At 57.3% G+C, this 20638-nt stretch carries 18 protein-coding genes; 14 read left to right on the top strand and 4 right to left on the bottom strand.

The window, feature by feature from the left end:
* Window positions 1-85 precede the first annotated feature (85 nt).
* The 5 genes from purL to glnB all read left to right on the top strand — a co-directional run bounded on the left by purL (window position 86) and on the right by glnB (window position 8415).
* Window positions 86-3973, top strand: coding sequence for a phosphoribosylformylglycinamidine synthase (gene purL, locus C6A40_RS11485; RefSeq protein ID WP_045335341.1), 3888 nt, complete (start codon window positions 86-88; stop codon window positions 3971-3973).
* 532 nt (window positions 3974-4505) lie between these two features.
* Window positions 4506-5933 carry a two component system sensor histidine kinase QseE/GlrK gene (qseE, locus tag C6A40_RS11480; RefSeq protein WP_021241873.1) on the top strand — a complete coding sequence of 476 codons (1428 nt, stop codon included), beginning with the start codon at window positions 4506-4508 and terminating at the stop codon, window positions 5931-5933.
* A 1-nt stretch (window position 5934) separates the two neighbouring features.
* Window positions 5935-6672, top strand: a complete 738-nt coding sequence (gene qseG, locus C6A40_RS11475; RefSeq protein WP_045335340.1) for a two-component system QseEF-associated lipoprotein QseG — start codon at window positions 5935-5937, stop codon at window positions 6670-6672.
* Window positions 6659-7996 carry a two-component system response regulator GlrR gene (gene glrR, locus C6A40_RS11470; protein ID WP_021241871.1) on the top strand — a complete coding sequence of 446 codons (1338 nt, stop codon included), beginning with the start codon at window positions 6659-6661 and terminating at the stop codon, window positions 7994-7996. Before qseG ends, glrR begins: the two co-directional genes overlap by 14 nt.
* Before the next feature lie 80 nt (window positions 7997-8076).
* Window positions 8077-8415 carry a nitrogen regulatory protein P-II gene (glnB, locus tag C6A40_RS11465; protein WP_003860685.1) on the top strand — a complete coding sequence of 113 codons (339 nt, stop codon included), beginning with the start codon at window positions 8077-8079 and terminating at the stop codon, window positions 8413-8415.
* 73 nt (window positions 8416-8488) lie between these two features.
* On the opposite strand, the gene hmpA is transcribed toward glnB, so the two are convergent.
* The gene (gene hmpA, locus C6A40_RS11460; RefSeq protein ID WP_032663020.1) at window positions 8489-9679 is read right to left on the bottom strand and encodes an NO-inducible flavohemoprotein; all 1191 of its coding nucleotides are present in this window, start codon (window positions 9677-9679) and stop codon (window positions 8489-8491) included.
* A 304-nt stretch (window positions 9680-9983) separates the two neighbouring features.
* On the opposite strand from hmpA, the gene glyA reads away from it, so the two are divergent.
* The gene (gene glyA, locus C6A40_RS11455) at window positions 9984-11237 is read left to right on the top strand and encodes a serine hydroxymethyltransferase (RefSeq protein ID WP_008502165.1); all 1254 of its coding nucleotides are present in this window, start codon (window positions 9984-9986) and stop codon (window positions 11235-11237) included.
* A gap of 54 nt (window positions 11238-11291) precedes the next feature.
* Here the strand turns inward: glyA and C6A40_RS11450 are convergent, their stop codons facing one another.
* Window positions 11292-11714 (bottom strand): DoxX family protein, encoded by a 423-nt coding sequence (locus C6A40_RS11450; protein WP_008502164.1) that lies wholly within the window; start codon window positions 11712-11714, stop codon window positions 11292-11294.
* Between the two features lie 173 nt (window positions 11715-11887).
* Here C6A40_RS11450 and C6A40_RS11445 point away from each other — a divergent pair, with 173 nt between their 5' ends.
* Entirely contained in the window at window positions 11888-13033 is a 1146-nt protein-coding gene (locus C6A40_RS11445; RefSeq protein WP_008502163.1) for a 3-phenylpropionate MFS transporter, read from the top strand.
* On the opposite strand, the gene csiE is transcribed toward C6A40_RS11445, so the two are convergent.
* Window positions 13028-14305, bottom strand: a complete 1278-nt coding sequence (csiE, locus tag C6A40_RS11440) for a stationary phase inducible protein CsiE (protein WP_008502162.1) — start codon at window positions 14303-14305, stop codon at window positions 13028-13030. The genes C6A40_RS11445 and csiE overlap by 6 nt on opposite strands.
* A gap of 125 nt (window positions 14306-14430) precedes the next feature.
* On the opposite strand from csiE, the gene C6A40_RS11435 reads away from it, so the two are divergent.
* Together C6A40_RS11435 and C6A40_RS11430 are read left to right on the top strand one after the other, a co-directional pair.
* Window positions 14431-15069: a DUF1007 family protein gene (locus C6A40_RS11435; RefSeq protein ID WP_045335339.1), complete on the top strand. Its 639-nt coding sequence runs from the start codon at window positions 14431-14433 to the stop codon at window positions 15067-15069.
* The gene (locus C6A40_RS11430) at window positions 15060-16040 is read left to right on the top strand and encodes a nickel/cobalt transporter (RefSeq protein WP_045335338.1); all 981 of its coding nucleotides are present in this window, start codon (window positions 15060-15062) and stop codon (window positions 16038-16040) included. Before C6A40_RS11435 ends, C6A40_RS11430 begins: the two co-directional genes overlap by 10 nt.
* A gap of 59 nt (window positions 16041-16099) precedes the next feature.
* On the opposite strand, the gene suhB is transcribed toward C6A40_RS11430, so the two are convergent.
* A complete protein-coding gene (gene suhB, locus C6A40_RS11425; RefSeq protein WP_003860668.1) occupies window positions 16100-16903 on the bottom strand; it encodes an inositol-1-monophosphatase in 804 nt (267 codons plus the stop codon).
* A gap of 131 nt (window positions 16904-17034) precedes the next feature.
* Between suhB and trmJ the strand changes: the two genes are divergently transcribed.
* The 5 genes from trmJ (at window position 17035) to iscA (ending at window position 20565) form a co-directional block, all read left to right on the top strand.
* On the top strand, window positions 17035-17760 hold the full coding sequence (gene trmJ / locus C6A40_RS11420; RefSeq protein ID WP_008502159.1) for a tRNA (cytosine(32)/uridine(32)-2'-O)-methyltransferase TrmJ: 726 nt from the start codon (window positions 17035-17037) through the stop codon (window positions 17758-17760).
* A gap of 231 nt (window positions 17761-17991) precedes the next feature.
* Complete coding sequence (gene iscR, locus C6A40_RS11415; protein ID WP_008502158.1) at window positions 17992-18483, top strand: Fe-S cluster assembly transcriptional regulator IscR; 492 nt, start codon at window positions 17992-17994, stop codon at window positions 18481-18483.
* Window positions 18484-18602: 119 nt separating this feature from the next.
* On the top strand, window positions 18603-19817 hold the full coding sequence (gene iscS, locus C6A40_RS11410; protein ID WP_008502157.1) for a cysteine desulfurase: 1215 nt from the start codon (window positions 18603-18605) through the stop codon (window positions 19815-19817).
* A gap of 24 nt (window positions 19818-19841) precedes the next feature.
* Complete coding sequence (gene iscU / locus C6A40_RS11405; protein WP_003860661.1) at window positions 19842-20228, top strand: Fe-S cluster assembly scaffold IscU; 387 nt, start codon at window positions 19842-19844, stop codon at window positions 20226-20228.
* Window positions 20229-20241: 13 nt separating this feature from the next.
* Window positions 20242-20565: an iron-sulfur cluster assembly protein IscA gene (gene iscA / locus C6A40_RS11400; RefSeq protein WP_008502156.1), complete on the top strand. Its 324-nt coding sequence runs from the start codon at window positions 20242-20244 to the stop codon at window positions 20563-20565.
* The last annotated feature ends 73 nt before the right edge of the window (window positions 20566-20638 follow it).

Here is a 20638-nt window from a genome sequence, read left to right as displayed (position 1 = left end):
GGCGCTCAGGATTCTCTATAATGACGCCCGTTTTCCCCCCTTGCGCACACTGTAAGCGCCCCGGCGCTTCGAAGACGAGAGACTTATGATGGAAATTCTGCGTGGTTCGCCTGCACTGTCTGCCTTCCGTATTACCAAACTGCTGGCACGTTTTCAGGCGGCCGACCTTCCGGTAAGCAATATTTACGCTGAGTATGTCCATTTTGCTGACCTGAATGCCCCCCTGAATGCAGAGGAGCGCGTACAGCTGGAACGCCTGCTCAAGTATGGCCCAAGCCTCAGCAGCCATACGCCAACCGGCAAACTGATCCTTGCGACGCCGCGTCCGGGCACCATCTCCCCCTGGTCTTCCAAAGCCACCGACATCGCCCACAACTGTGGCCTGAGCCAGATTAACCGTCTGGAGCGCGGCGTAGCGTACTACGTGGAAGCCTCTACCCTGAGCGACGCGCAGTGGGAGGCGGTTGCGGCTGAACTGCACGACCGCATGATGGAGAGCGTATTTGCCTCTCTTGATGACGCGCAGAAGCTTTTCTCCCACCATCAGCCTGCGCCGGTACAGAGCGTGGACCTGCTGGGACAGGGCCGTCAGGCGCTGATTGACGCCAACCTGCGTCTCGGCCTGGCGCTGGCAGAAGACGAAATCGACTACCTGCAGGATGCGTTCGTTAAGCTCAACCGTAACCCGAACGACATTGAACTCTACATGTTCGCGCAGGCGAACTCGGAGCACTGCCGCCACAAGATTTTCAATGCCGACTGGATTATTGACGGCGAACAGCAGCCAAAGTCGCTGTTCAAAATGATCAAAAACACCATGGAGCAAACGCCTGACCACGTGCTGTCTGCCTATAAAGACAACGCCGCGGTGATGGAAGGTTCTGAGGTGGGCCGCTTCTTCGCCGATCGCGAAGCAGGGCGCTATGACTTCCATCAGGAGCCCGCGCATATCCTGATGAAGGTTGAAACCCACAACCACCCGACCGCGATCTCCCCGTGGCCGGGTGCGGCGACCGGCTCCGGCGGTGAAATCCGTGACGAAGGGGCGACCGGTCGTGGTGCAAAACCAAAAGCGGGTCTGGTCGGTTTCTCCGTCTCCAACCTGCGTATCCCGGGCTTTGAACAGCCGTGGGAAGAAGATTTCGGCAAGCCAGAGCGCATCGTGACCGCGCTGGATATCATGACCGAAGGCCCGCTGGGCGGCGCGGCGTTTAACAACGAATTTGGTCGTCCGGCGCTGAACGGTTACTTCCGTACCTATGAAGAGAAAGTGGACAGCCACAACGGCGAAGAGCTGCGCGGCTACCACAAACCGATCATGCTGGCGGGCGGGATCGGCAACATCCGTGCCGATCACGTGCAGAAAGGCGAGATCGTCGTCGGCGCGAAGCTGATCGTGCTCGGCGGCCCGGCGATGAACATCGGTCTGGGCGGCGGTGCGGCCTCTTCGATGGCCTCCGGCCAGTCTGATGCGGATCTCGACTTCGCGTCCGTGCAGCGTGACAACCCTGAGATGGAGCGTCGCTGCCAGGAAGTGATCGACCGCTGCTGGCAGCTGGGCGATGCTAACCCGATCCTCTTTATCCACGACGTGGGCGCGGGCGGTCTGTCCAACGCCATGCCGGAGCTGGTGAGCGACGGCGGCCGCGGTGGCCGTTTCAACCTGCGCGATATCCTGAGCGATGAGCCGGGCATGAGCCCGCTGGAAATCTGGTGTAACGAATCCCAGGAGCGCTACGTGCTGGCCGTTGCGGCGGATCAGCTGCCGCTGTTTGACGAGCTGTGCCGCCGCGAGCGCGCGCCGTATGCCGTCATCGGTGAAGCGACCGAAGAGCAGCACCTGACTCTGAGCGACACCCATTTCGACAACCAGCCGATCGATCTGCCGCTCGACGTCCTGCTCGGTAAAACGCCGAAGATGACCCGCGACGTGCAGACCCGTAAAGCGGCGGGCAAAGCGCTGGATCGCCAGGGCATTACCGTAGCTGAAGCCGTTAATCGCGTGCTGCACCTGCCAGCTGTTGCTGAGAAAACCTTCCTGGTGACCATCGGCGACCGTACCGTGACCGGTATGGTATCCCGTGACCAGATGGTCGGCCCGTGGCAGATCCCGGTGGCGAACTGCGCCGTGACCACCGCGAGCCTCGACAGCTACTACGGCGAAGCGATGGCGCTGGGTGAACGCACCCCGGTCGCGCTGCTGGACTTCGCGGCCTCTGCCCGTCTGGCCGTCGGTGAAGCGCTGACCAACATCGCCGCGACGCAGATTGGCGACATCAAACGTATTAAGCTCTCCGCCAACTGGATGGCCGCTGCCGGCCACCCTGGCGAAGACGCGGGCCTGTATGAAGCCGTGAAGGCGGTGGGTGAGGAGCTGTGTCCTGCCCTCGGCCTGACTATTCCGGTGGGTAAAGACTCCATGTCGATGAAAACCCGCTGGCAGGAAGGCAGCGAGCAGCGCGAGATGACCTCTCCGCTGTCGCTGGTGATCACCGCGTTTGCCCGCGTGGAAGACGTGCGTCACACCGTTACGCCGCAGCTTTCGACCGAAGATAACGCCCTGCTGCTGATTGACCTGGGTAAAGGCCACAACGCGCTGGGCGCCACCGCGCTGGCGCAGGTTTACCGTCAGCTCGGCGATAAGCCAGCCGACGTGCGCGACGTGGCGCAGCTGAAAGGCTTCTACGACGCGATTCAGGCGCTGGTGGCGCAGCGTAAGCTGCTGGCCTACCACGACCGTTCCGACGGCGGCCTGCTGGTGACCCTGGCAGAGATGGCCTTCACCGGCCACTGCGGCGTGGAAGCGAACATTGCGACGCTTGGCGAAGACCGTCTGGCGGCGCTGTTTAACGAAGAGCTGGGCGCCGTGATTCAGGTGCGTGCGGCGGATCGCGATGCGGTTGAAGCGATTCTGGCGCAGCATGGCCTGGCTGACTGCGTGCACTATCTGGGTAAAGCCGTTCAGGGCGACCGCTTCGTCATTGAAGCTGACGGTCACGCCGTGTTCAGCGAAAGCCGCACCACGCTGCGCATGTGGTGGGCGGAAACCACCTGGCAGATGCAGCGCCTGCGTGATAACCCGGAATGTGCCGATCAGGAGCACAATGCGAAGGCTAACGACAACGATCCTGGCCTGAACGTGAAGCTCTCCTTCGACATCAACGAAGACATCGCCGCGCCGTACATTGCGACCGGTGCGCGTCCGAAAGTGGCGGTGCTGCGCGAGCAGGGCGTTAACTCCCACGTTGAGATGGCGGCTGCCTTCCACCGCGCGGGCTTTGACGCTATCGACGTCCACATGAGCGATCTGCTGGCCGGACGTACCGGTCTGGAAGATTTCCAGGCGCTGGTGGCGTGCGGCGGCTTCTCCTACGGCGACGTGCTGGGCGCGGGCGAGGGCTGGGCGAAGTCCATTCTGTTCAACAGCCGCGTACGCGACGAGTTCGAAACCTTCTTCCACCGTCCGCAGACGCTGGCGCTGGGCGTGTGTAACGGCTGCCAGATGATGTCTAACCTGCGCGAGCTGATCCCGGGCAGCGAAGCCTGGCCGCGCTTTGTGCGTAACCAGTCTGACCGCTTCGAAGCGCGCTTTAGCCTGGTGGAAGTGACCCAGAGCCCGTCTCTGCTGCTGCAGGGTATGGTCGGTTCACAGATGCCAATCGCCGTTTCCCACGGTGAAGGTCAGGTAGAGGTGCGTGATGCTGCGCATCTGGCTCAGCTGGAGAGCAAAGGTCTGGTGGCGCTGCGCTTTGTCGATAACTTCGGCAAGGTGACAGAAACCTATCCGGCTAACCCGAACGGTTCGGTGAACGGTATTACCGCGGTAACCAGCGAAAGCGGTCGTGCAACCATCATGATGCCGCATCCGGAACGTGTGTTCCGTACCGTGAGCAACTCCTGGCACCCGGAAAACTGGGGCGAGGACAGCCCGTGGATGCGCATCTTCCGCAACGCCCGTAAACAGCTGGGTTAAGTTTCAGCATCCTGACTGTAGGCCCGGTAGGCGCGAGCGCCACCGGGCTTTTTTGTCTCTGTCGCAAAATCGCGACAACCCTCTGGTTTGGGTGTCTCCAAAAGGAGACATTTAACCTATTGATTTATATGTGGCAGAAAAGGTTCCCGTTAAGGTGTTGCTGAACAGCGACACTTAGCCTGGAAATCATTCAACCGATAATGAACGGGTTAAGCGAATAAAAAGCATACATTTCATTGTGTTAATATTCTGTTTTGCATTTTGGCATGGGTGTTGCATAATATTAACCAGTGGCTCATTCACCTTCTTATGTCAGCCCCTTCGGGACGTGCTACATAAACTTCGAATGACGCACAAAAAGGTGCCTGCCGTCCAACTACTGATCATAGCGATGCTTTATCAGGCCAGGGCGAAACGTCGAGTTAGGCACCGCCTCATTCCATGACAAAGCCGGGTTTTTACCCGGCTTTGTTGTATCTAAAGGGCAGACTCAGTTACGCTCTGCGTATATCCCCATTAAGAGAGTAATGCGTTGAAACGCTGGCCCGTTTTTCCCCGTTCCCTGCGACAGCTCGTGATGATGGCCTTTCTGCTGATCCTGCTGCCGTTGCTGATCCTTGCCTGGCAGGCCTGGCAAAGCCTGAACGCGTTGAGTGCCCAGGCGGCACTGACGAACCGCACGACGCTTATTGACGCAAGACGCAGTGAAGCCATGACCAACGCCGCGCTTGAGATGGAGCGTAGCTATCGTCAGTACTGCGTGCTTGACGATCGCACGCTGGAAAAGGTGTACCAGAGCCAGCGCAAGCGCTACAGCGAAATGCTGGACGCTCACGCGGGGGTACTGCCTGACGACAAACTGTATCAGGCGTTACGTCAGGATCTGAACGATCTTGCGCAGCTGCAGTGCCACAACAGTGGACCCGATGCCGCCGCCGCCGCGCGCCTGGAAGCCTTCGCCAACGCCAATACCGAGATGGTGCAGTCAACCCGCACGGTAATTTTCTCTCGTGGCCAGCAGCTTCAGCAGGAGATTGCCGAGCGCGGCCAGTTCTTCGGCTGGCAGGCGCTGGTGCTGTTCCTTGTGAGCCTCGGGCTGGTGCTGCTCTTTACCCGCATGATCATCGGCCCGGTGAAGGGTATCCAGCGGATGATCAACCGCCTGGGGGAGGGGAAATCGCTCGGGGATACGGTCGCTTTTAAAGGTCCCCGCGAATTGCGTTCCGTCGGTCAGCGTATTATCTGGCTGTCCGAGCGCCTGGCGTGGCTTGAATCACAGCGTCATCAGTTCCTGCGCCATATCTCCCATGAGCTTAAAACGCCGCTGGCCAGCATGCGCGAAGGGACGGAGCTGCTGGCGGATGAAGTGGCTGGGCCGCTTACGCCCGAACAGAAAGAAATTGTCGAGATCCTGGATAACAGCAGCCGCAATCTGCAGAAGCTGATTGAGCAGCTGCTGGATTACAACCGCAAGCTGGCTGACGGAGCGGTCGTACTGGAAAACGTCGACATTGAACCGCTGGTGGATATGGTGATCTCCGCCCATAGCCTGCCAGCAAGAGCTAAAATGATGCATACCGGTGTAGAGCTGAATGCGCCGACCTGTCTTGCTGAACCCATGCTGTTAATGAGCGTGCTGGATAATCTTTATTCCAATGCGGTGCACTATGGTACTGAATCCGGTAACATTTATATCCGAAGCTATACGAAGGGTTCCCGGGTGTTTATAGACGTCGCTAACACCGGCACCCCGATCCCCGATGACGAAAAAACCATGATCTTCGAGCCCTTTTTCCAGGGGAGTCATCAGCGGAAAGGTGCGGTGAAAGGCAGTGGTCTGGGCTTAAGCATCGCCCGGGACTGCATACGACGCATGCAGGGTGAGCTTAACATCGCCACGGACGAACGTTCGGATGTTTGCTTCCGTATTGAACTGCCCCTGAGCCGGAAAAATCAATAAAATGAATCTATGTCTGGTGAGTATGTCACACGTCTTTTCCCGCGCCGTACGCGCGGTGTTTTCCCGCAGCACGCTTCGCCTGAGCCTGCCCTGTTTATTTCTGGCAGGGTGTGTTTCCCATGTGCCGCAAAGTGCGATTAGCGATAAACAAGAAGATAAATGGCCCGATAACCAGCTGGCTGATTTCCTCTCAACCCGCTGTGACGACATCTGGAACCTCTCAGGCCATGACGTCGAAAGTAACCCGCTGTTCTGGCTGCGCGGGATAGATTGCGCCCAGCGTCTGGCGCCGGTCGACGCCCGCGCGAAAGCGGCGATGCTGGATGATGATACCTGGCAGGACGCGTTCAAGCGTGGGATTTTGCTGGCGGATGCGAAAATCACTCCCGTCGAACGCCGCACCAACGTGACCCGACTGGACACGTTTGTCGTCAATCTTCCGGTACAGATCCGCCCGGTATACCAGCTCTGGCGCGAGGGACAGACGCTACAGCTTCAGCTTTCTGAAGAGCGCTCCCGCTACAGCAAGCTGCAACAGTCAACCGACAGCGAGCTGGATACGCTGCGTCAACAGCAGCAACATTTACGTACCCAGCTGGATACCACGACGCGGAAGCTGGAGAACCTGACCGATATCGAAAGACAGCTCTCGTCGCGTAAATATCAGCCGGGGAGTTCATCCGCTGCGCCGGACAGCGATACGCCGAAACAAGAGGATGTGAAGCATGACGAGCCGTAAACCAGCCCATCTCTTACTGGTGGATGACGATCCCGGGCTGTTAAAGCTGCTGGGAATGCGTCTGGTGAGTGAGGGCTACAGCGTCGTGACCGCGGAAAGCGGGCTGGAGGGGCTGAAAATTCTCAGCCGCGAGAAAATCGATCTGGTGATAAGCGACCTGCGGATGGATGAAATGGACGGCCTGCAGCTGTTCGCGGAGATCCAGAAGCAGCAGCCGGGTATGCCCGTGATTATCCTGACCGCGCACGGGTCGATCCCGGATGCGGTTGCCGCGACGCAGCAGGGGGTGTTCAGCTTCCTGACCAAGCCGGTGGACAAAGACGCACTGTATAAGGCTATCGACAGCGCGCTGGAACATGCCGCTCCGGCGGGGGATGAAGCCTGGCGGGAATCTATCGTCACGCGCAGCCCCGTGATGCTGCGCCTGCTGGAACAGGCGAGGATGGTGGCGCAGTCGGACGTCAGCGTGCTCATCAACGGCCAGAGCGGAACCGGGAAAGAGATCCTCGCGCAGGCAATTCATAACGCCAGCCCGCGCAGCAAGAACGCCTTTATCGCCATTAACTGTGGCGCGCTCCCGGAGCAGCTGCTTGAATCCGAACTGTTTGGTCATGCCCGCGGCGCATTCACCGGTGCGGTAAGCAGCCGTGAGGGGCTGTTCCAGGCGGCGGAAGGCGGCACGCTGTTCCTGGACGAGATTGGCGACATGCCCGCACCGCTGCAGGTCAAGCTGCTGCGCGTGCTGCAGGAGCGCAAAGTGCGCCCGCTGGGCAGCAACCGCGATATCGATATTAACGTGCGAATTATCTCCGCTACCCACCGCGATCTGCCAAAAGTGATGGCCCGCAACGAGTTCCGCGAAGATCTCTACTACCGCCTGAACGTGGTCAACCTGAAGATCCCGGCGCTGGCCGAACGTGCGGAAGACATCCCGCTGCTGGCGAACCATCTTTTGCGTCAGGCGGCCGATCGCCATAAACCGTTCGTGCGCGCGTTTTCCACCGATGCGATGAAGCGGCTGATGGCCGCAAGCTGGCCGGGTAACGTCCGTCAGCTGGTCAACGTGATTGAGCAGTGCGTGGCGCTGACCTCCTCACCGGTCATCAGCGACGCGCTGGTGGAGCAGGCACTGGAAGGGGAAAACACGGCGTTGCCGACGTTTGCCGAAGCGCGGAATCAGTTCGAGCTGAACTATCTGCGCAAGCTATTGCAGATCACCAAAGGCAACGTGACCCACGCGGCGCGGATGGCCGGACGCAACCGCACCGAGTTTTACAAGCTGCTCTCGCGCCACGAGCTCGAAGCAAACGATTTTAAAGAGTAGTACCGCAAAATTTGCCTGAATATGGTACTGTGAGCAATCGATTACGAGGCAGCTTACAGGCAAGAGTTTAAGGACCCACCATGAAAAAGATTGATGCGATTATTAAACCTTTCAAACTGGATGATGTGCGTGAAGCGCTGGCGGAAGTCGGCATCACCGGGATGACCGTGACGGAAGTGAAAGGTTTTGGTCGTCAGAAAGGTCACACCGAGCTTTACCGTGGCGCAGAGTACATGGTGGACTTTCTGCCGAAAGTGAAAATTGAAATCGTGGTCAGCGACGATATCGTCGATACCTGTGTGGATACCATTATCCGCACGGCGCAGACCGGCAAGATTGGCGATGGTAAAATCTTCGTCTTTGACGTGGCGCGCGTGATCCGTATCCGTACCGGCGAAGAAGACGACGCCGCGATTTAAACATTTTCCAGGCCGGGTAAGGCGCAGCCGCCACCCGACGAAAAAAAGCCCCTCAAACGAGGGGCTTTTTGTATTACAGCACCTTATGCGGCCCGAAGCATTCGTAATGAATGTTGTCTTTGTTCACGCCCAGCTCAACCAGCTGCTTCGCGGCATACTGCATAAACGCCACCGGTCCACAGACGTAGAACTGCATCTCCGGTGCGCTGAACGCACCTTCATGCTGGCGTAAATCCATCAACCCTTCGCTGTCAAATTGCGCGGCAGCGCGATCCGCTTCCGTCGGCAGACGATACCAGGTATGCGCGGTGAAACGCGGCAGGGAGGCTCCGAGCGTTTTCACCTCATCCGCAAAGGCGTGCACGTCGCCGTTTTCGGCGGCATGGAACCAGTTAACCTGCGCACCGTGGTGTGATTTTGCCAGCGTATCGAGCATGGCCAGCATTGGCGTCTGGCCGACACCCGCAGAGATCAGCGTCACCGGGGTATTCGCTTCAACGGCCATGAAGAAGTCGCCCGCTGGCGCGGCCAGATGGACCACGTCGCCCACGTTAGCTTCGTTGTGCAGCCAGCTGGAAACCTGACCGCCGTCCTCACGCTTCACCGCAATGCGATAGGCTTTGCCGTTTGGCTTGCGGGTAAGAGAATACTGGCGGATCTCCTGATGCGGGAAACCTTCAGGCTTCAGCCACACGCCCAGATACTGTCCTGGCTGGTAATCGGCCACCGGTTTACCGTCCACCGGCTCAAACTCGAAGCTGGTGATTAACGCGCTGCGCGGGGTTTTCTCAACGATGCGGAACGCGCGGGTGCCTTCCCAGCCGCCGTTCTTGCTGGCGTTTTCGCTGTAAATCTGTGCTTCACGGTTGATAAACACGTTTGCCAGCACCCCGTAGGCTTTACCCCACGCGTCCAGCACCTCCTGACCCGGGCTGAACATTTCGTCCAGCGTCGCCAGCAGGTGAGTGCCGACGATGTTGTACTGCTCGGGTTGGATCTGGAAGCTGGTATGTTTCTGCGCGATTTTTTCCACCGCGGGCAGCAGCGCAGCCAGGTTTTCAATATTGCTGGCGTAAGCCGCGATGGCGTTGAACAGCGCTTCACGCTGATCGCCGTTACGCTGGTTGCTCATGTTGAAAATCTCTTTGAGCTCCGGGTTGTGCGTGAACATGCGGTCGTAGAAATGGGCGGTGAGTTTAGGGCCGGTTTCCACCAGCAGGGGAATAGTGGCTTTTACGGTAGCGATGGTTTGAGCGTCGAGCATGAGCGCGTCCTTCTGATGTCATTTTAATGATGTATTTTAAATGCATCTTATAAAAAATACCCCTGCGTTGTAAATGGTTCTTTGCAAGATGAAAAATATGCATCACAAACCTGAAAAGAAATCCGCTGGAAAGGGCGAGCGCTTTATTCCTCAAACCCTTGCGTGGCGGGTAGGAAAACGTTTGCGTAAAATCGTTTGTCAAGACCTGTTATCACAGAACTAATCAGTTATACTGTTGCCCGTCGTCCAACAGGACTGCCTTTTCAGGCCAAAATTTACTTGTTAGCTGAGTCAGGAGATGCGGATGTTAAAGCGTGAAATGAACATTGCCGATTATGATGCCGAACTGTGGCAGGCTATGGAGCAGGAAAAAGTACGTCAGGAAGAGCACATCGAACTGATCGCCTCCGAAAACTACACCAGCCCGCGCGTGATGCAGGCGCAGGGTTCTCAGCTGACCAACAAATACGCTGAAGGTTACCCGGGCAAACGCTATTACGGCGGTTGCGAGTACGTTGATATCGTTGAGCAGCTGGCTATCGATCGTGCGAAAGAACTTTTTGGCGCTGACTATGCAAACGTCCAGCCGCACTCTGGCTCCCAGGCTAACTTCGCGGTCTACACCGCGCTGCTGCAGCCGGGCGATACCGTTCTGGGTATGAACCTGGCGCAGGGCGGCCACCTGACTCACGGCTCCCCGGTTAACTTCTCCGGCAAACTGTACAACATCATCCCTTACGGTATTGATGAGTCCGGTAAAATTGACTACGAAGACATGGCGAAGCAGGCTAAAGAGCACAAACCGAAGATGATCATCGGTGGCTTCTCTGCTTACTCCGGCATCGTTGACTGGGCAAAAATGCGTGAAATCGCTGACAGCATCGGCGCGTACCTGTTCGTCGACATGGCGCACGTTGCCGGTCTGATTGCCGCTGGCGTTTACCCTAACCCGGTTCCGCACGCTCACGTTGTGACCACCACTACCCACAAAACCCTGGCGGGTCCACGCGGTGGCCTGATCCTGGCGAAGGGCGGTGACGAAGAGCTGTACAAAAAACTGAACTCCGCGGTGTTCCCAAGCGCGCAGGGCGGCCCGCTGATGCACGTTATCGCGGCTAAAGCGGTCGCGCTGAAAGAAGCGATGGAGCCAGAATTCAAGGTTTATCAGCAGCAGGTTGCTAAGAACGCCAAAGCGATGGTGGAAGTGTTCCTGAACCGTGGCTACAAAGTGGTATCCGGCGGGACTGAAAACCACCTGTTCCTGCTGGATCTGGTTGATAAGAACCTGACCGGTAAAGAAGCTGACGCTGCCCTGGGCCGCGCCAACATCACCGTGAACAAAAACAGCGTGCCAAACGATCCGAAGAGCCCGTTCGTGACCTCCGGTATCCGTATCGGTTCTCCGGCCGTGACTCGCCGCGGCTTCAAAGAAGCGGAAGTGAAAGAGCTGGCTGGCTGGATGTGTGACGTTCTGGACAACATCAATGACGAAGCGGTTATCGAGCGCGTCAAAGGTAAAGTTCTGGATATCTGCGCACGCTTCCCGGTATACGCATAATTCCTCTGCTTTGCAGAAATAAAAAAGGCCGCGCATGCGGCCTTTTTTTATGGCTTAACGCCGGTCCAGGGAGATGGCGCCAGGTCCGACAATCGCCAGCAAAATAAAGGCGCCAGCAATACTGACGTTTTTGTAGAAGTTAATCATATTCGGTACGACTGCATCACCGGTCATATCCCAGTAGTGATGCCCAATCACCGCCGTTCCGAGGGTGTAGAACACAAACAGTACCGCGAGAGGACGGGTGAAAAAGCCCAGTACGATCAGGATCGCAGCAGGCACTTCCATCACCACCGCAATAATGGCCGCCAGCATGGGCATAGGCGTACCCAGCGAGGTCATATATTGTACGGTACCGCTAAACCCCGTCAGTTTCGGGTAACCAAAGATAATAAACAGCACGACAAGCGCGATGCGGCCAATGAGCAGCAGCAGATGACGCGACTGACCAAAATCGAGATAACGTAGTGAGTTCATGGCAGAAATACCTCTGCAAGTGGAGTAATTTAAACGTAATACACATTTTCATTCCCTGCCATAAGCCAGACGACTGCACAAGATGTTAATTTTTCGTTAATTTATAGCAGGCTATCTACTTGCTTAATTTTTATATTCTCGCCAGACTATGGCCTCGATTTCGGGAGGGATTCATGGTCTTGCATTCCACGCGCTGGCTGGCGCTCAGTTATTTCACCTATTTCTTTAGCTACGGCATTTTTCTGCCTTTCTGGAGCGTCTGGCTTAAGGGTATCGGCCTCACGCCCGAGACCATCGGCGTCCTGCTGGGGGCCGGGCTGGTGGCGCGTTTCCTCGGCAGCCTGCTGATCGCCCCGCGGGTCAGCGATCCCTCCTTACTGATCAAGGCCGTACGCATTCTGGCTCTGCTGACCCTGGTCTTTGTGGCCTGCTTCTGGGTCAGCCACCAGTTTGCCTGGCTGATGGTGGTGATGGTCGGCTTTAACCTGTTCTTCTCACCGCTGGTGCCGCTGACGGATGCCCTGGCGAACACCTGGCAGAAACAGATCACCATGGACTACGGTCGCGTGCGCCTGTGGGGCTCTATCGCCTTTGTGATTGGCTCGGCGCTGGTGGGGAAACTGGTCAGTCTTTACGATTACCGCGCCATTCTTGCCCTGCTGAGTATCGGTATTGCCTCGATGCTGCTGGGCATGCTTCTGCGACCGTCGGTGATGCCGCAAGGGGAAAGTCGCCATCAGGAGAGCGCGGGCTGGCCCGCATGGCGGAGCCTGGTCGCACAGAGCTGGCGTTTTCTGGCGTGCGTATGCCTCCTTCAGGGGGCACATGCGGCGTACTATGGTTTCAGCGCCATCTACTGGCAAGGCGCAGGATATTCCGCTTCCGCCGTGGGCTATCTGTGGTCGCTGGGCGTGGTGGCCGAAGTCATTATCTTTGCCCTGAGCAAAAAACTGTTCCGTCGCTTTGGCGCGCGTGACCTGCTGCTGCTTTCCGCCGTGTGCGGCGTGGCGCGCTGGGGGATTATGGGCTGGACGACAGATCTGCCGTGGCTGATTGTGGCGCAAATTCTTCACTGCGGCACCTTTACCGTGTGCCATCTGGCGGCCATGCGCTATATCGCTGCGCGCGAGGGCGGGGACGTGATTCGCCTGCAGGCCGTCTATTCGGCAGTGGCAATGGGGGGCAGTATTGCGATCATGACGGTCTTTGCGGGGTTCCTCTATCAGCATCTGGGGCACGGCGTCTTCTGGGTGATGGCGCTCGTTGCCTTGCCCGCCATTGTTGTTCGCCCTAAAGTGGCCGCCCGCGCGTCGCTATGATTCCAGCATGGCGCGAATATGTTCTTGCTGCTGCGCGTTCAGTGTCTCAACGGCATGGATCAGCGGCGGCGAGAACAGCGGCAGGGCCGTAGGGTAGGGGGTGATAACCAGCGCGGCTTCGCGCGGCGCCCCCTCTTTCTGAAAGGCCTGCAGCGTCAGGTAGCGAATGTTGAGCGGCAGCAGCGTCAGCTCGCGAAGCTGCTGTTCGATCTGTTCCTCACTGGCTTTATCGTCTCCCGTCAGCAGGATCACCTGTTTTTCATGCAGATCGGTCTCCTGCATCAGCCAGGCGCCGAAAATTACCGCCACCAGGCTCATCTCTTCGTCGGAAAAACGCAGCCCGAATTCCGCCTCCAGCTCAAACAGCGCCTCTTTCGTGGTACGTAACAGCCGGGGATAAAGGCGATGGATCTCCTCCGGCAGGCTGTTGTCGATGCCGATCTCAAACAGCGAACGGTCCAGCGCCTGAGCCAGATGGATATACAGCTGATCGGTCAGCCCCTGCTCATCGCTGAAGTTCATTCCGGTCTGCGAGCGAAAACGGGCCACCATGCGCACGATGGCCCGGCGTAGACGCTGATCCTGCTGGTGCTTATCGAGCACCGGATCGGGCGTGCGGAGCATCATAAACAGCAGCGCCAGAAACAGCTGTTCATCCACGTGCGCGCCCTGTGGCACGCGCCGCTTCCAGTGGCGGACAATCTCCTGCGCCGTAAAATACTCTCCCCGCGACTGGGTCCAGCTGCGCTGGGCATGCGAAAACTGCGGCGTATTCCCGAGCTGGTGCTGAATAAGACAATATTGCAGATAGAGCTGTAAAAACTGCACATCGCGGCATTCAAACTGGCGCTGCAGCTTGCGAGAGCAGAAGCCGATCAGCGCCCGCAGGTTCGCATCGTCGTAAAGCGGGCGCGCGATGCCGAGTTGTTTAAGCGCGGTTTTTAATGCGGGGGTAAACTGGTGCGAGACAAACTGCGGACAAAGCCGCAGCGCCCGGCGCAGCCAGTGCAGCAGGCATAAACGCTGATTCAGGGCTGTGCCTTCAATCCGGTAGCAGCCGTCGTGGTGCGTGACGATATCCAGCCGGTGATAGCGCTGGATTTCATCGCGCGTCTCGGCTATATCTTGCCGTGCCATCGCGTCGTCCACGCCGTTGGCAGCGATTATGCTCTGTGCGGTGACGGCAGCATCGGGCAGGTAAAGCATCAAAAGCACCTGGCAGCGGCGCTGCGAACTGGAAAGCACAGATGGAATTTCAAGCGTCGTCATCATCTGTCGGGTATCCAGTGTGAATGTTTGATAAGAATAGCTAAAGGATGAGCGCTGAAAAGCGCGCCGGCAGGCCTTTCACTCAGGATTGCAGGGGAACATCACAGAATTTTTGACGTGAGGAATTGATGCAAACAGTTAAACAAAGTGCGATGGCGTTATTTTTGGCGGTTATCACCTTCACCGCCAGCGCCCACCCTCACAGTTTTATTGGCCTCCAGACCGAGCTGGTCACCGACGGCACGCAGCTGAGCGGCCTGAAAATGCGCTGGACGATGGATGAAATCACCTCGGCTGACCTGCTCTATGATGCGGGAAACGCGAAGCCCGGCGACGACATCTGGAAAAATCTGGCGGCGGAAGTAATGGCCAACGTGCTCGGCCAGCACTACTTCACCGAATTCTGGCATAACGGCCAAAAGGTCAAATTTCAGAATCGTCCAACGGAATACGGGATGACGCGTGACGGGCATCAGGCGGTGCTGACGTTCGTGCTTCCGCTGGCGCATCCTCAGCCGCTGGCGGGGCAAACGTACCGCTTTTCCACTTTTGACCCAACCTACTATGTCGACATGCGCTATGACAAAGACAGCGACGTACGGCTGCCGGACGCGCTGCAAAAAAGCTGCAAAATTGGCGTGCACACCCCGAAACCCAGCGAAGAGACGCTGAACTTTGCGATCTCGCTGGATAAAGCAGATGCCCCGCCTGAGGACATGGAGCTGGGTAAACAGTTCGCGCAGGAGGTGACGTTACAATGTCAGTAATCTCCTCTCCGATCCGCAAGCCGCGTCGCTGGCTTCACCTCTGGCCGCTGGCGCTCTTTTTGCTGTTCGCGGTTTGCGGGGCGCTGTGGCTGTGGCAGGCCTGGCCGCAGGTGATGATGAAAAGCATTATCTGGCAGCGTGAGATCAACCAGCAGATGAGCGGACTGCTGAAGGCGGTGGCCGAGAACCCGGCCAAAGCGGGCGGCTCGCTGCTGGCGTTCAGTTTTGTCTATGGCGTTCTGCACGCGCTGGGGCCGGGGCACGGCAAAATCGTCATCACCACCTGGCTTGCCACCCATCCGTCTAAGCTGAAATCGAGCATCGGCCTGACGCTGGCCTCTTCGCTGCTTCAGGGCGGCGTGGCGATTGCGCTGGTCGTGGTGGTGCTTTCGCTGTTACAGCTTCCGGCGCGCCAGCTGCACATGAGCAGCTTCTGGCTGGAGAAGGGCAGCTATGCGCTGGTGGGCGTGCTGGGGCTGATCCTCTGCTGGCGGGCGCTGAAAAAACTGCGCGCGCTGCTGAAAAAGCCCACGTTCAAATCCTTTACGCCGCACCACGTTCATGATGAACACTGCGGCTGCGGTCATCAGCATCTGCCCACGCAGGAACAATTACAGAACGGCGACGACTGGCGCGCCCGGCTGATGATTATTCTCTCGATGGGGATGCGCCCGTGCTCGGGTGCCATTATGGTTCTGCTGTTCAGTAAGATAATCGGTGTCTTTGGCTGGGGAATGCTCTCGGCGCTGGCGATGGCGGCAGGAACCTCTCTCACCATTTCGTCTTTAGCGCTGCTGGTTCACAGCTTCCGTCAGCTGGCGGTCAAACTCAGCGGCAGTAAAACGCCGGTGCTGTGGCGACAGATAGGGTGGACAACGCTTGCGCTGGCGGGGGGAGTGATTCTGCTGGTGGCAGCGGTGACGATGTGGATGAGCGCGGTGCCGGTGGGAAGGGGATTGCGGCCTTTCTAGCGTACTGAGGGATTTTGTAGGCCCGGTAAGCGTAGCGCCACCGGGCTTAACAAACTGGATTAACGCTTCAGCGCATCGCTCAGTTCATCACGCATGTTGGCCAGCATGGCTTTAACAACGCGTGGGTTACCCGCAACAATGTTGCCGGTAGACATATAGTTATGGCCGCCGGTGAAGTCACACACAATGGCGCCTGCTTCACGCGCGATCAGCTCGCCCGCTGCAAAATCCCATGGCTTCAGTGAGAGTTCGAAGTAACCGTCAACGCGGCCGGTGGCAACGTAGGCCAGATCCAGCGCAGCAGAACCGGTGCGACGGAAGTCCGCGCATTCGGTGAACAGTTTGCCGAGGATATTCATATAGGTGGTCGCGTGCTGTTTCGCCTTGAACGGGAAACCGGTCGCCAGGATGGTGCCGTCCAGATCGCGTGCGTTGCTGCAGCGCAGACGGTAGCCGTTCAGCTGCGCGCCCTGACCGCGGGTCGCGGTGAACAGTTCGTTACGCATTGGATCGTACACAACGGCGACTTCAGTACGGCCTTTAATGCGTACGGCGATAGACACAGAGAAGTGTGGCAGGCGTTTGACGAAGTTGGTGGTGCCATCCAGTGGATCGATAACCCATTGAACATCCTGATCGGTACCTTCATGTTCACCGCTTTCTTCGGTGATGATGGTGTGCTGTGGGTAAGATTTGCGGATCGTTTCGATAATAATCGCTTCTGCGGCTTTATCGACGTTCGTCACGAAATCATTGCTGCCTTTCTGGCTGGTTTCTACGGAGTCTGGCGTTTCGTAGTGTTTGGCAATTACATTACCCGCCTTGCGCGCTGCGCGCACGGCGATGGTCAGCATCGGATGCATCGGTCTCTCTCACTGGATGTTAAAGAACAGGAAAATCGGCGCAGAGTATAGCAGCGGGATCGGATTATGTCTCCCGTTTATGATAATATGCCCGAATATTCTTCAGACACTGAATCCAGACATTAAAAATTATGCTGCAAAACATTCGAATCGTGCTGGTCGAAACATCGCACACCGGCAACATGGGCTCCGTTGCCCGCGCTATGAAAACCATGGGCTTAACGAACCTGTGGCTGGTTAACCCGCTGGTGAAGCCAGACTCGCAGGCCATCGCCCTGGCGGCCGGAGCCAGCGACGTGATCGGCAACGCCCAGATCGTCGATACCCTTGACGAAGCGCTGGCCGGCTGCAGCCTCGTTGTCGGTACCAGCGCCCGTTCGCGCACGCTGCCGTGGCCAATGCTCGATCCGCGTGAATGCGGCCTGAAAAGTGTCTCTGAGGCTGAACAAGCACCGGTTGCGCTGGTGTTCGGCCGCGAGCGCGTTGGCCTGACCAACGACGAGCTGCAGAAGTGTCATTATCACGTGGCGATTGCGGCAAACCCGGAGTACAGCTCGCTGAACCTGGCGATGGCGGTGCAGGTTATCGCCTATGAAGTGCGTATGGCGTGGCTGGCAACGCAGGAAAAAGAGGTTGAGCCTAAAGAAGAGACGGCTTACCCGCTGGTGGACGACCTTGAGCGTTTCTACGGTCACCTGGAGCAGACGCTGCTCTCGACCGGCTTTATCCGCGAAGGCCACCCGGGTCAGGTGATGAACAAGCTGCGCCGTCTGTTCACCCGCGCGCGTCCGGAAAGCCAGGAGCTGAACATCCTGCGCGGGATCCTGGCGTCGATTGAGCAGAAAAATAAAGAGTAGTGTCGCCTGTTCGCCGGGTGGCGCTCCGCTTACCCGGCCTACAAAACCGCAGGTCGGGTAAGCGAAGCGCCACCCGACAAAAAACGGCACAGAAGGTTAAATACCTGACTAAAACAGTCAAGTAAATAGTTGACCATTTTAGTCAGGAATGTCAGACTTGGCCCTGCTATGCAATACCCCATTTTACAATAAAAAACCCCGGGCAGGGGCGAGTTTGAGGTTAAGTAAGACATGAGACTGACATCTAAAGGGCGTTATGCCGTGACCGCGATGCTGGACGTTGCGCTCAACTCCGAAGCGGGCCCGGTTCCGTTGGCTGATATTTCTGAACGACAGGGGATCTCCCTCTCTTATCTGGAACAGCTGTTCTCCAGACTGCGTAAAAATGGACTGGTTTCCAGCGTTCGTGGCCCAGGCGGCGGTTATCTGCTGGGTAAAGACGCGGGCAGTATTGCAGTTGGCGAAGTGATCAGCGCCGTTGACGAATCCGTTGACGCGACCCGTTGCCAGGGTAAAGGCGGCTGCCAGGGCGGCGATAAATGCCTGACCCACGCGCTGTGGCGCGATCTGAGCGACCGTCTGACCGGCTTCCTGAACAACATCACCCTCGGTGAGCTGGTGAATAACCAGGAAGTTCTGGATGTTTCGGGCCGTCAGCACAGCCATGATTCCCAACGCAGCACCCGCGCGCAGGACGCTATCGACGTCAAATTACGCGCGTAATAAAACGATAAGTATTTCAGAATCAGGCCGGGGCGTAGACTCGCCCCGTGTACTCGGTCGTACATCCAGCCGGTTGCCTGATTCCTTGCATTGAAGCGATGTACGGAGTTTAAAGAGCAATGAAATTACCGATTTATCTCGATTACTCCGCAACCACGCCGGTGGACCCGCGTGTTGCCGAGAAAATGATGCAGTGTCTGACCCTGGACGGAAACTTTGGTAACCCAGCTTCCCGTTCACACCGTTTTGGCTGGCATGCTGAAGAGGCGGTTGATATCGCCCGTAATCAGATTGCTGACCTGGTGGGTGCCGACCCGCGTGAGATTGTTTTCACCTCCGGTGCGACCGAATCCGACAACCTGGCGATTAAAGGTGCAGCCAACTTTTATCAGAAAAAAGGCAAGCACATTATCACCAGCAAAACCGAACACAAAGCCGTGCTGGACACCTGCCGCCAGCTGGAGCGTGAAGGGTACGAAGTCACCTATCTGGCGCCACAGAGCAACGGCATTATCGATCTGAAAGAGCTCGAAGCGGCCATGCGTGATGACACCATTCTGGTCTCCATCATGCACGTCAACAACGAAATCGGCGTGGTACAAGACATCGCGACCATCGGCGAAATGTGCCGCGCGCGCGGTATCATCTACCACGTGGACGCGACCCAGAGCGTGGGCAAACTGCCTATCGACCTGAGCCAGCTGAAAGTTGACCTGATGTCCTTCTCCGGCCACAAAATCTATGGCCCGAAAGGCATCGGCGCGCTGTACGTTCGTCGTAAACCGCGTATCCGCATCGAAGCACAGATGCACGGCGGTGGTCACGAGCGCGGCATGCGTTCCGGTACGCTGCCTGTTCACCAGATCGTGGGCATGGGCGAAGCCTACCGCATTGCAAAAGAAGAGATGGAAACCGAGATGGCACGCCTGCGCACGCTGCGTAACCGTCTGTGGGACGGCGTGAAAGATATGGAAGAAGTGTATCTGAACGGCGATCTCGAGCAGGGCGCACCGAACATCCTCAACGTCAGCTTCAACTATGTTGAAGGCGAGTCGTTGATCATGGCGCTGAAAGACCTGGCGGTTTCTTCCGGTTCTGCCTGTACGTCTGCAAGCCTTGAGCCATCCTACGTGCTGCGCGCGCTGGGTATGACTGACGAGCTGGCACACAGCTCTATCCGTTTCTCTTTAGGTCGTTTCACTACCGAAGAAGAGATTGACTACACCATCAAGCTGGTTCGCAACTCCATTGGCCGTCTGCGCGACCTTTCTCCACTGTGGGAAATGTTCAAACAGGGCGTGGATCTGAACAGCATTGAATGGTCACATCACTAATCGGTACATAAGGAGAATTCAATCATGGCATACAGCGAAAAAGTCATCGATCATTACGAAAACCCGCGCAACGTTGGCTCTTTTGACAACAGCGACGAATCTGTTGGTAGCGGCATGGTCGGTGCGCCAGCGTGTGGCGACGTGATGAAGTTGCAGATTAAAGTCAACAATGAAGGTATCATTGAAGACGCGCGCTTCAAGACCTACGGCTGCGGTTCTGCTATCGCGTCCAGCTCCCTCGTCACCGAATGGGTGAAGGGCAAGTCTCTGGACGAAGCACAGGCAATCAAGAACACGGATATTGCTGAAGAACTCGAACTGCCACCGGTGAAAATTCACTGCTCAATTCTGGCAGAAGACGCGATCAAAGCCGCCATTGCGGATTACAAAAGCAAACGTGAAGCAAAATAATTGAGGTTTGAGTATGTCGATTACCCTTAGCGACAGCGCTGCCGCGCGAGTAAGCTCTTTTCTGGCGAACCGTGGTAAAGGCTTTGGCCTGCGACTGGGCGTACGTACCTCCGGCTGTTCTGGTATGGCTTACGTACTGGAGTTTGTTGACGAGCCGGCGTCTGACGACATCGTGTTTGAAGACAAGGGCGTGAAGGTGGTGGTCGATGGCAAAAGCCTGCAATTCCTCAACGGCACTCAGCTGGACTTCGTCAAAGAAGGCCTGAACGAAGGGTTCAAATTTACGAACCCGAACGTCAAAGACGAGTGTGGTTGCGGCGAAAGCTTCCACGTTTAACCGCGCGTCATCCGAAACCCCACCGTGGCGTTACCCGCTACGCGTGGGGTTTGTTTTAACAGGCTACCCCTGA

Source organism: Enterobacter sp. GER_MD16_1505_Eko_090 (assembly GCF_003331015.1).
Lineage (GTDB): Bacteria > Pseudomonadota > Gammaproteobacteria > Enterobacterales > Enterobacteriaceae > Enterobacter > Enterobacter roggenkampii.
This window is presented reverse-complemented; position numbering and strand designations above follow the sequence as displayed.

Bases quoted from the DNA above. Each gene is read 5' to 3' on its own strand.
- glrR (WP_021241871.1), top strand. From the start codon at position 6,659: ATGACGAGCCGTAAACCAGCCCATCTCTTACTGGTGGATGACGATCCC.
- iscS (WP_008502157.1), top strand. From the start codon at position 18,603: ATGAAATTACCGATTTATCTCGATTACTCCGCAACCACGCCGGTGGAC.
- purL (WP_045335341.1), top strand. From the start codon at position 86: ATGATGGAAATTCTGCGTGGTTCGCCTGCACTGTCTGCCTTCCGTATT.
- iscR (WP_008502158.1), top strand. From the start codon at position 17,992: ATGAGACTGACATCTAAAGGGCGTTATGCCGTGACCGCGATGCTGGAC.
- iscU (WP_003860661.1), top strand. From the start codon at position 19,842: ATGGCATACAGCGAAAAAGTCATCGATCATTACGAAAACCCGCGCAAC.
- glnB (WP_003860685.1), top strand. From the start codon at position 8,077: ATGAAAAAGATTGATGCGATTATTAAACCTTTCAAACTGGATGATGTG.
- iscA (WP_008502156.1), top strand. From the start codon at position 20,242: ATGTCGATTACCCTTAGCGACAGCGCTGCCGCGCGAGTAAGCTCTTTT.
- glyA (WP_008502165.1), top strand. From the start codon at position 9,984: ATGTTAAAGCGTGAAATGAACATTGCCGATTATGATGCCGAACTGTGG.
- csiE (WP_008502162.1), bottom strand. From the start codon at position 14,305: ATGATGACGACGCTTGAAATTCCATCTGTGCTTTCCAGTTCGCAGCGC.
- suhB (WP_003860668.1), bottom strand. From the start codon at position 16,903: ATGCATCCGATGCTGACCATCGCCGTGCGCGCAGCGCGCAAGGCGGGT.
- C6A40_RS11445 (WP_008502163.1), top strand. From the start codon at position 11,888: ATGGTCTTGCATTCCACGCGCTGGCTGGCGCTCAGTTATTTCACCTAT.
- hmpA (WP_032663020.1), bottom strand. From the start codon at position 9,679: ATGCTCGACGCTCAAACCATCGCTACCGTAAAAGCCACTATTCCCCTG.
- qseG (WP_045335340.1), top strand. From the start codon at position 5,935: ATGAATCTATGTCTGGTGAGTATGTCACACGTCTTTTCCCGCGCCGTA.
- C6A40_RS11435 (WP_045335339.1), top strand. From the start codon at position 14,431: ATGCAAACAGTTAAACAAAGTGCGATGGCGTTATTTTTGGCGGTTATC.
- trmJ (WP_008502159.1), top strand. From the start codon at position 17,035: ATGCTGCAAAACATTCGAATCGTGCTGGTCGAAACATCGCACACCGGC.
- C6A40_RS11450 (WP_008502164.1), bottom strand. From the start codon at position 11,714: ATGAACTCACTACGTTATCTCGATTTTGGTCAGTCGCGTCATCTGCTG.
- C6A40_RS11430 (WP_045335338.1), top strand. From the start codon at position 15,060: ATGTCAGTAATCTCCTCTCCGATCCGCAAGCCGCGTCGCTGGCTTCAC.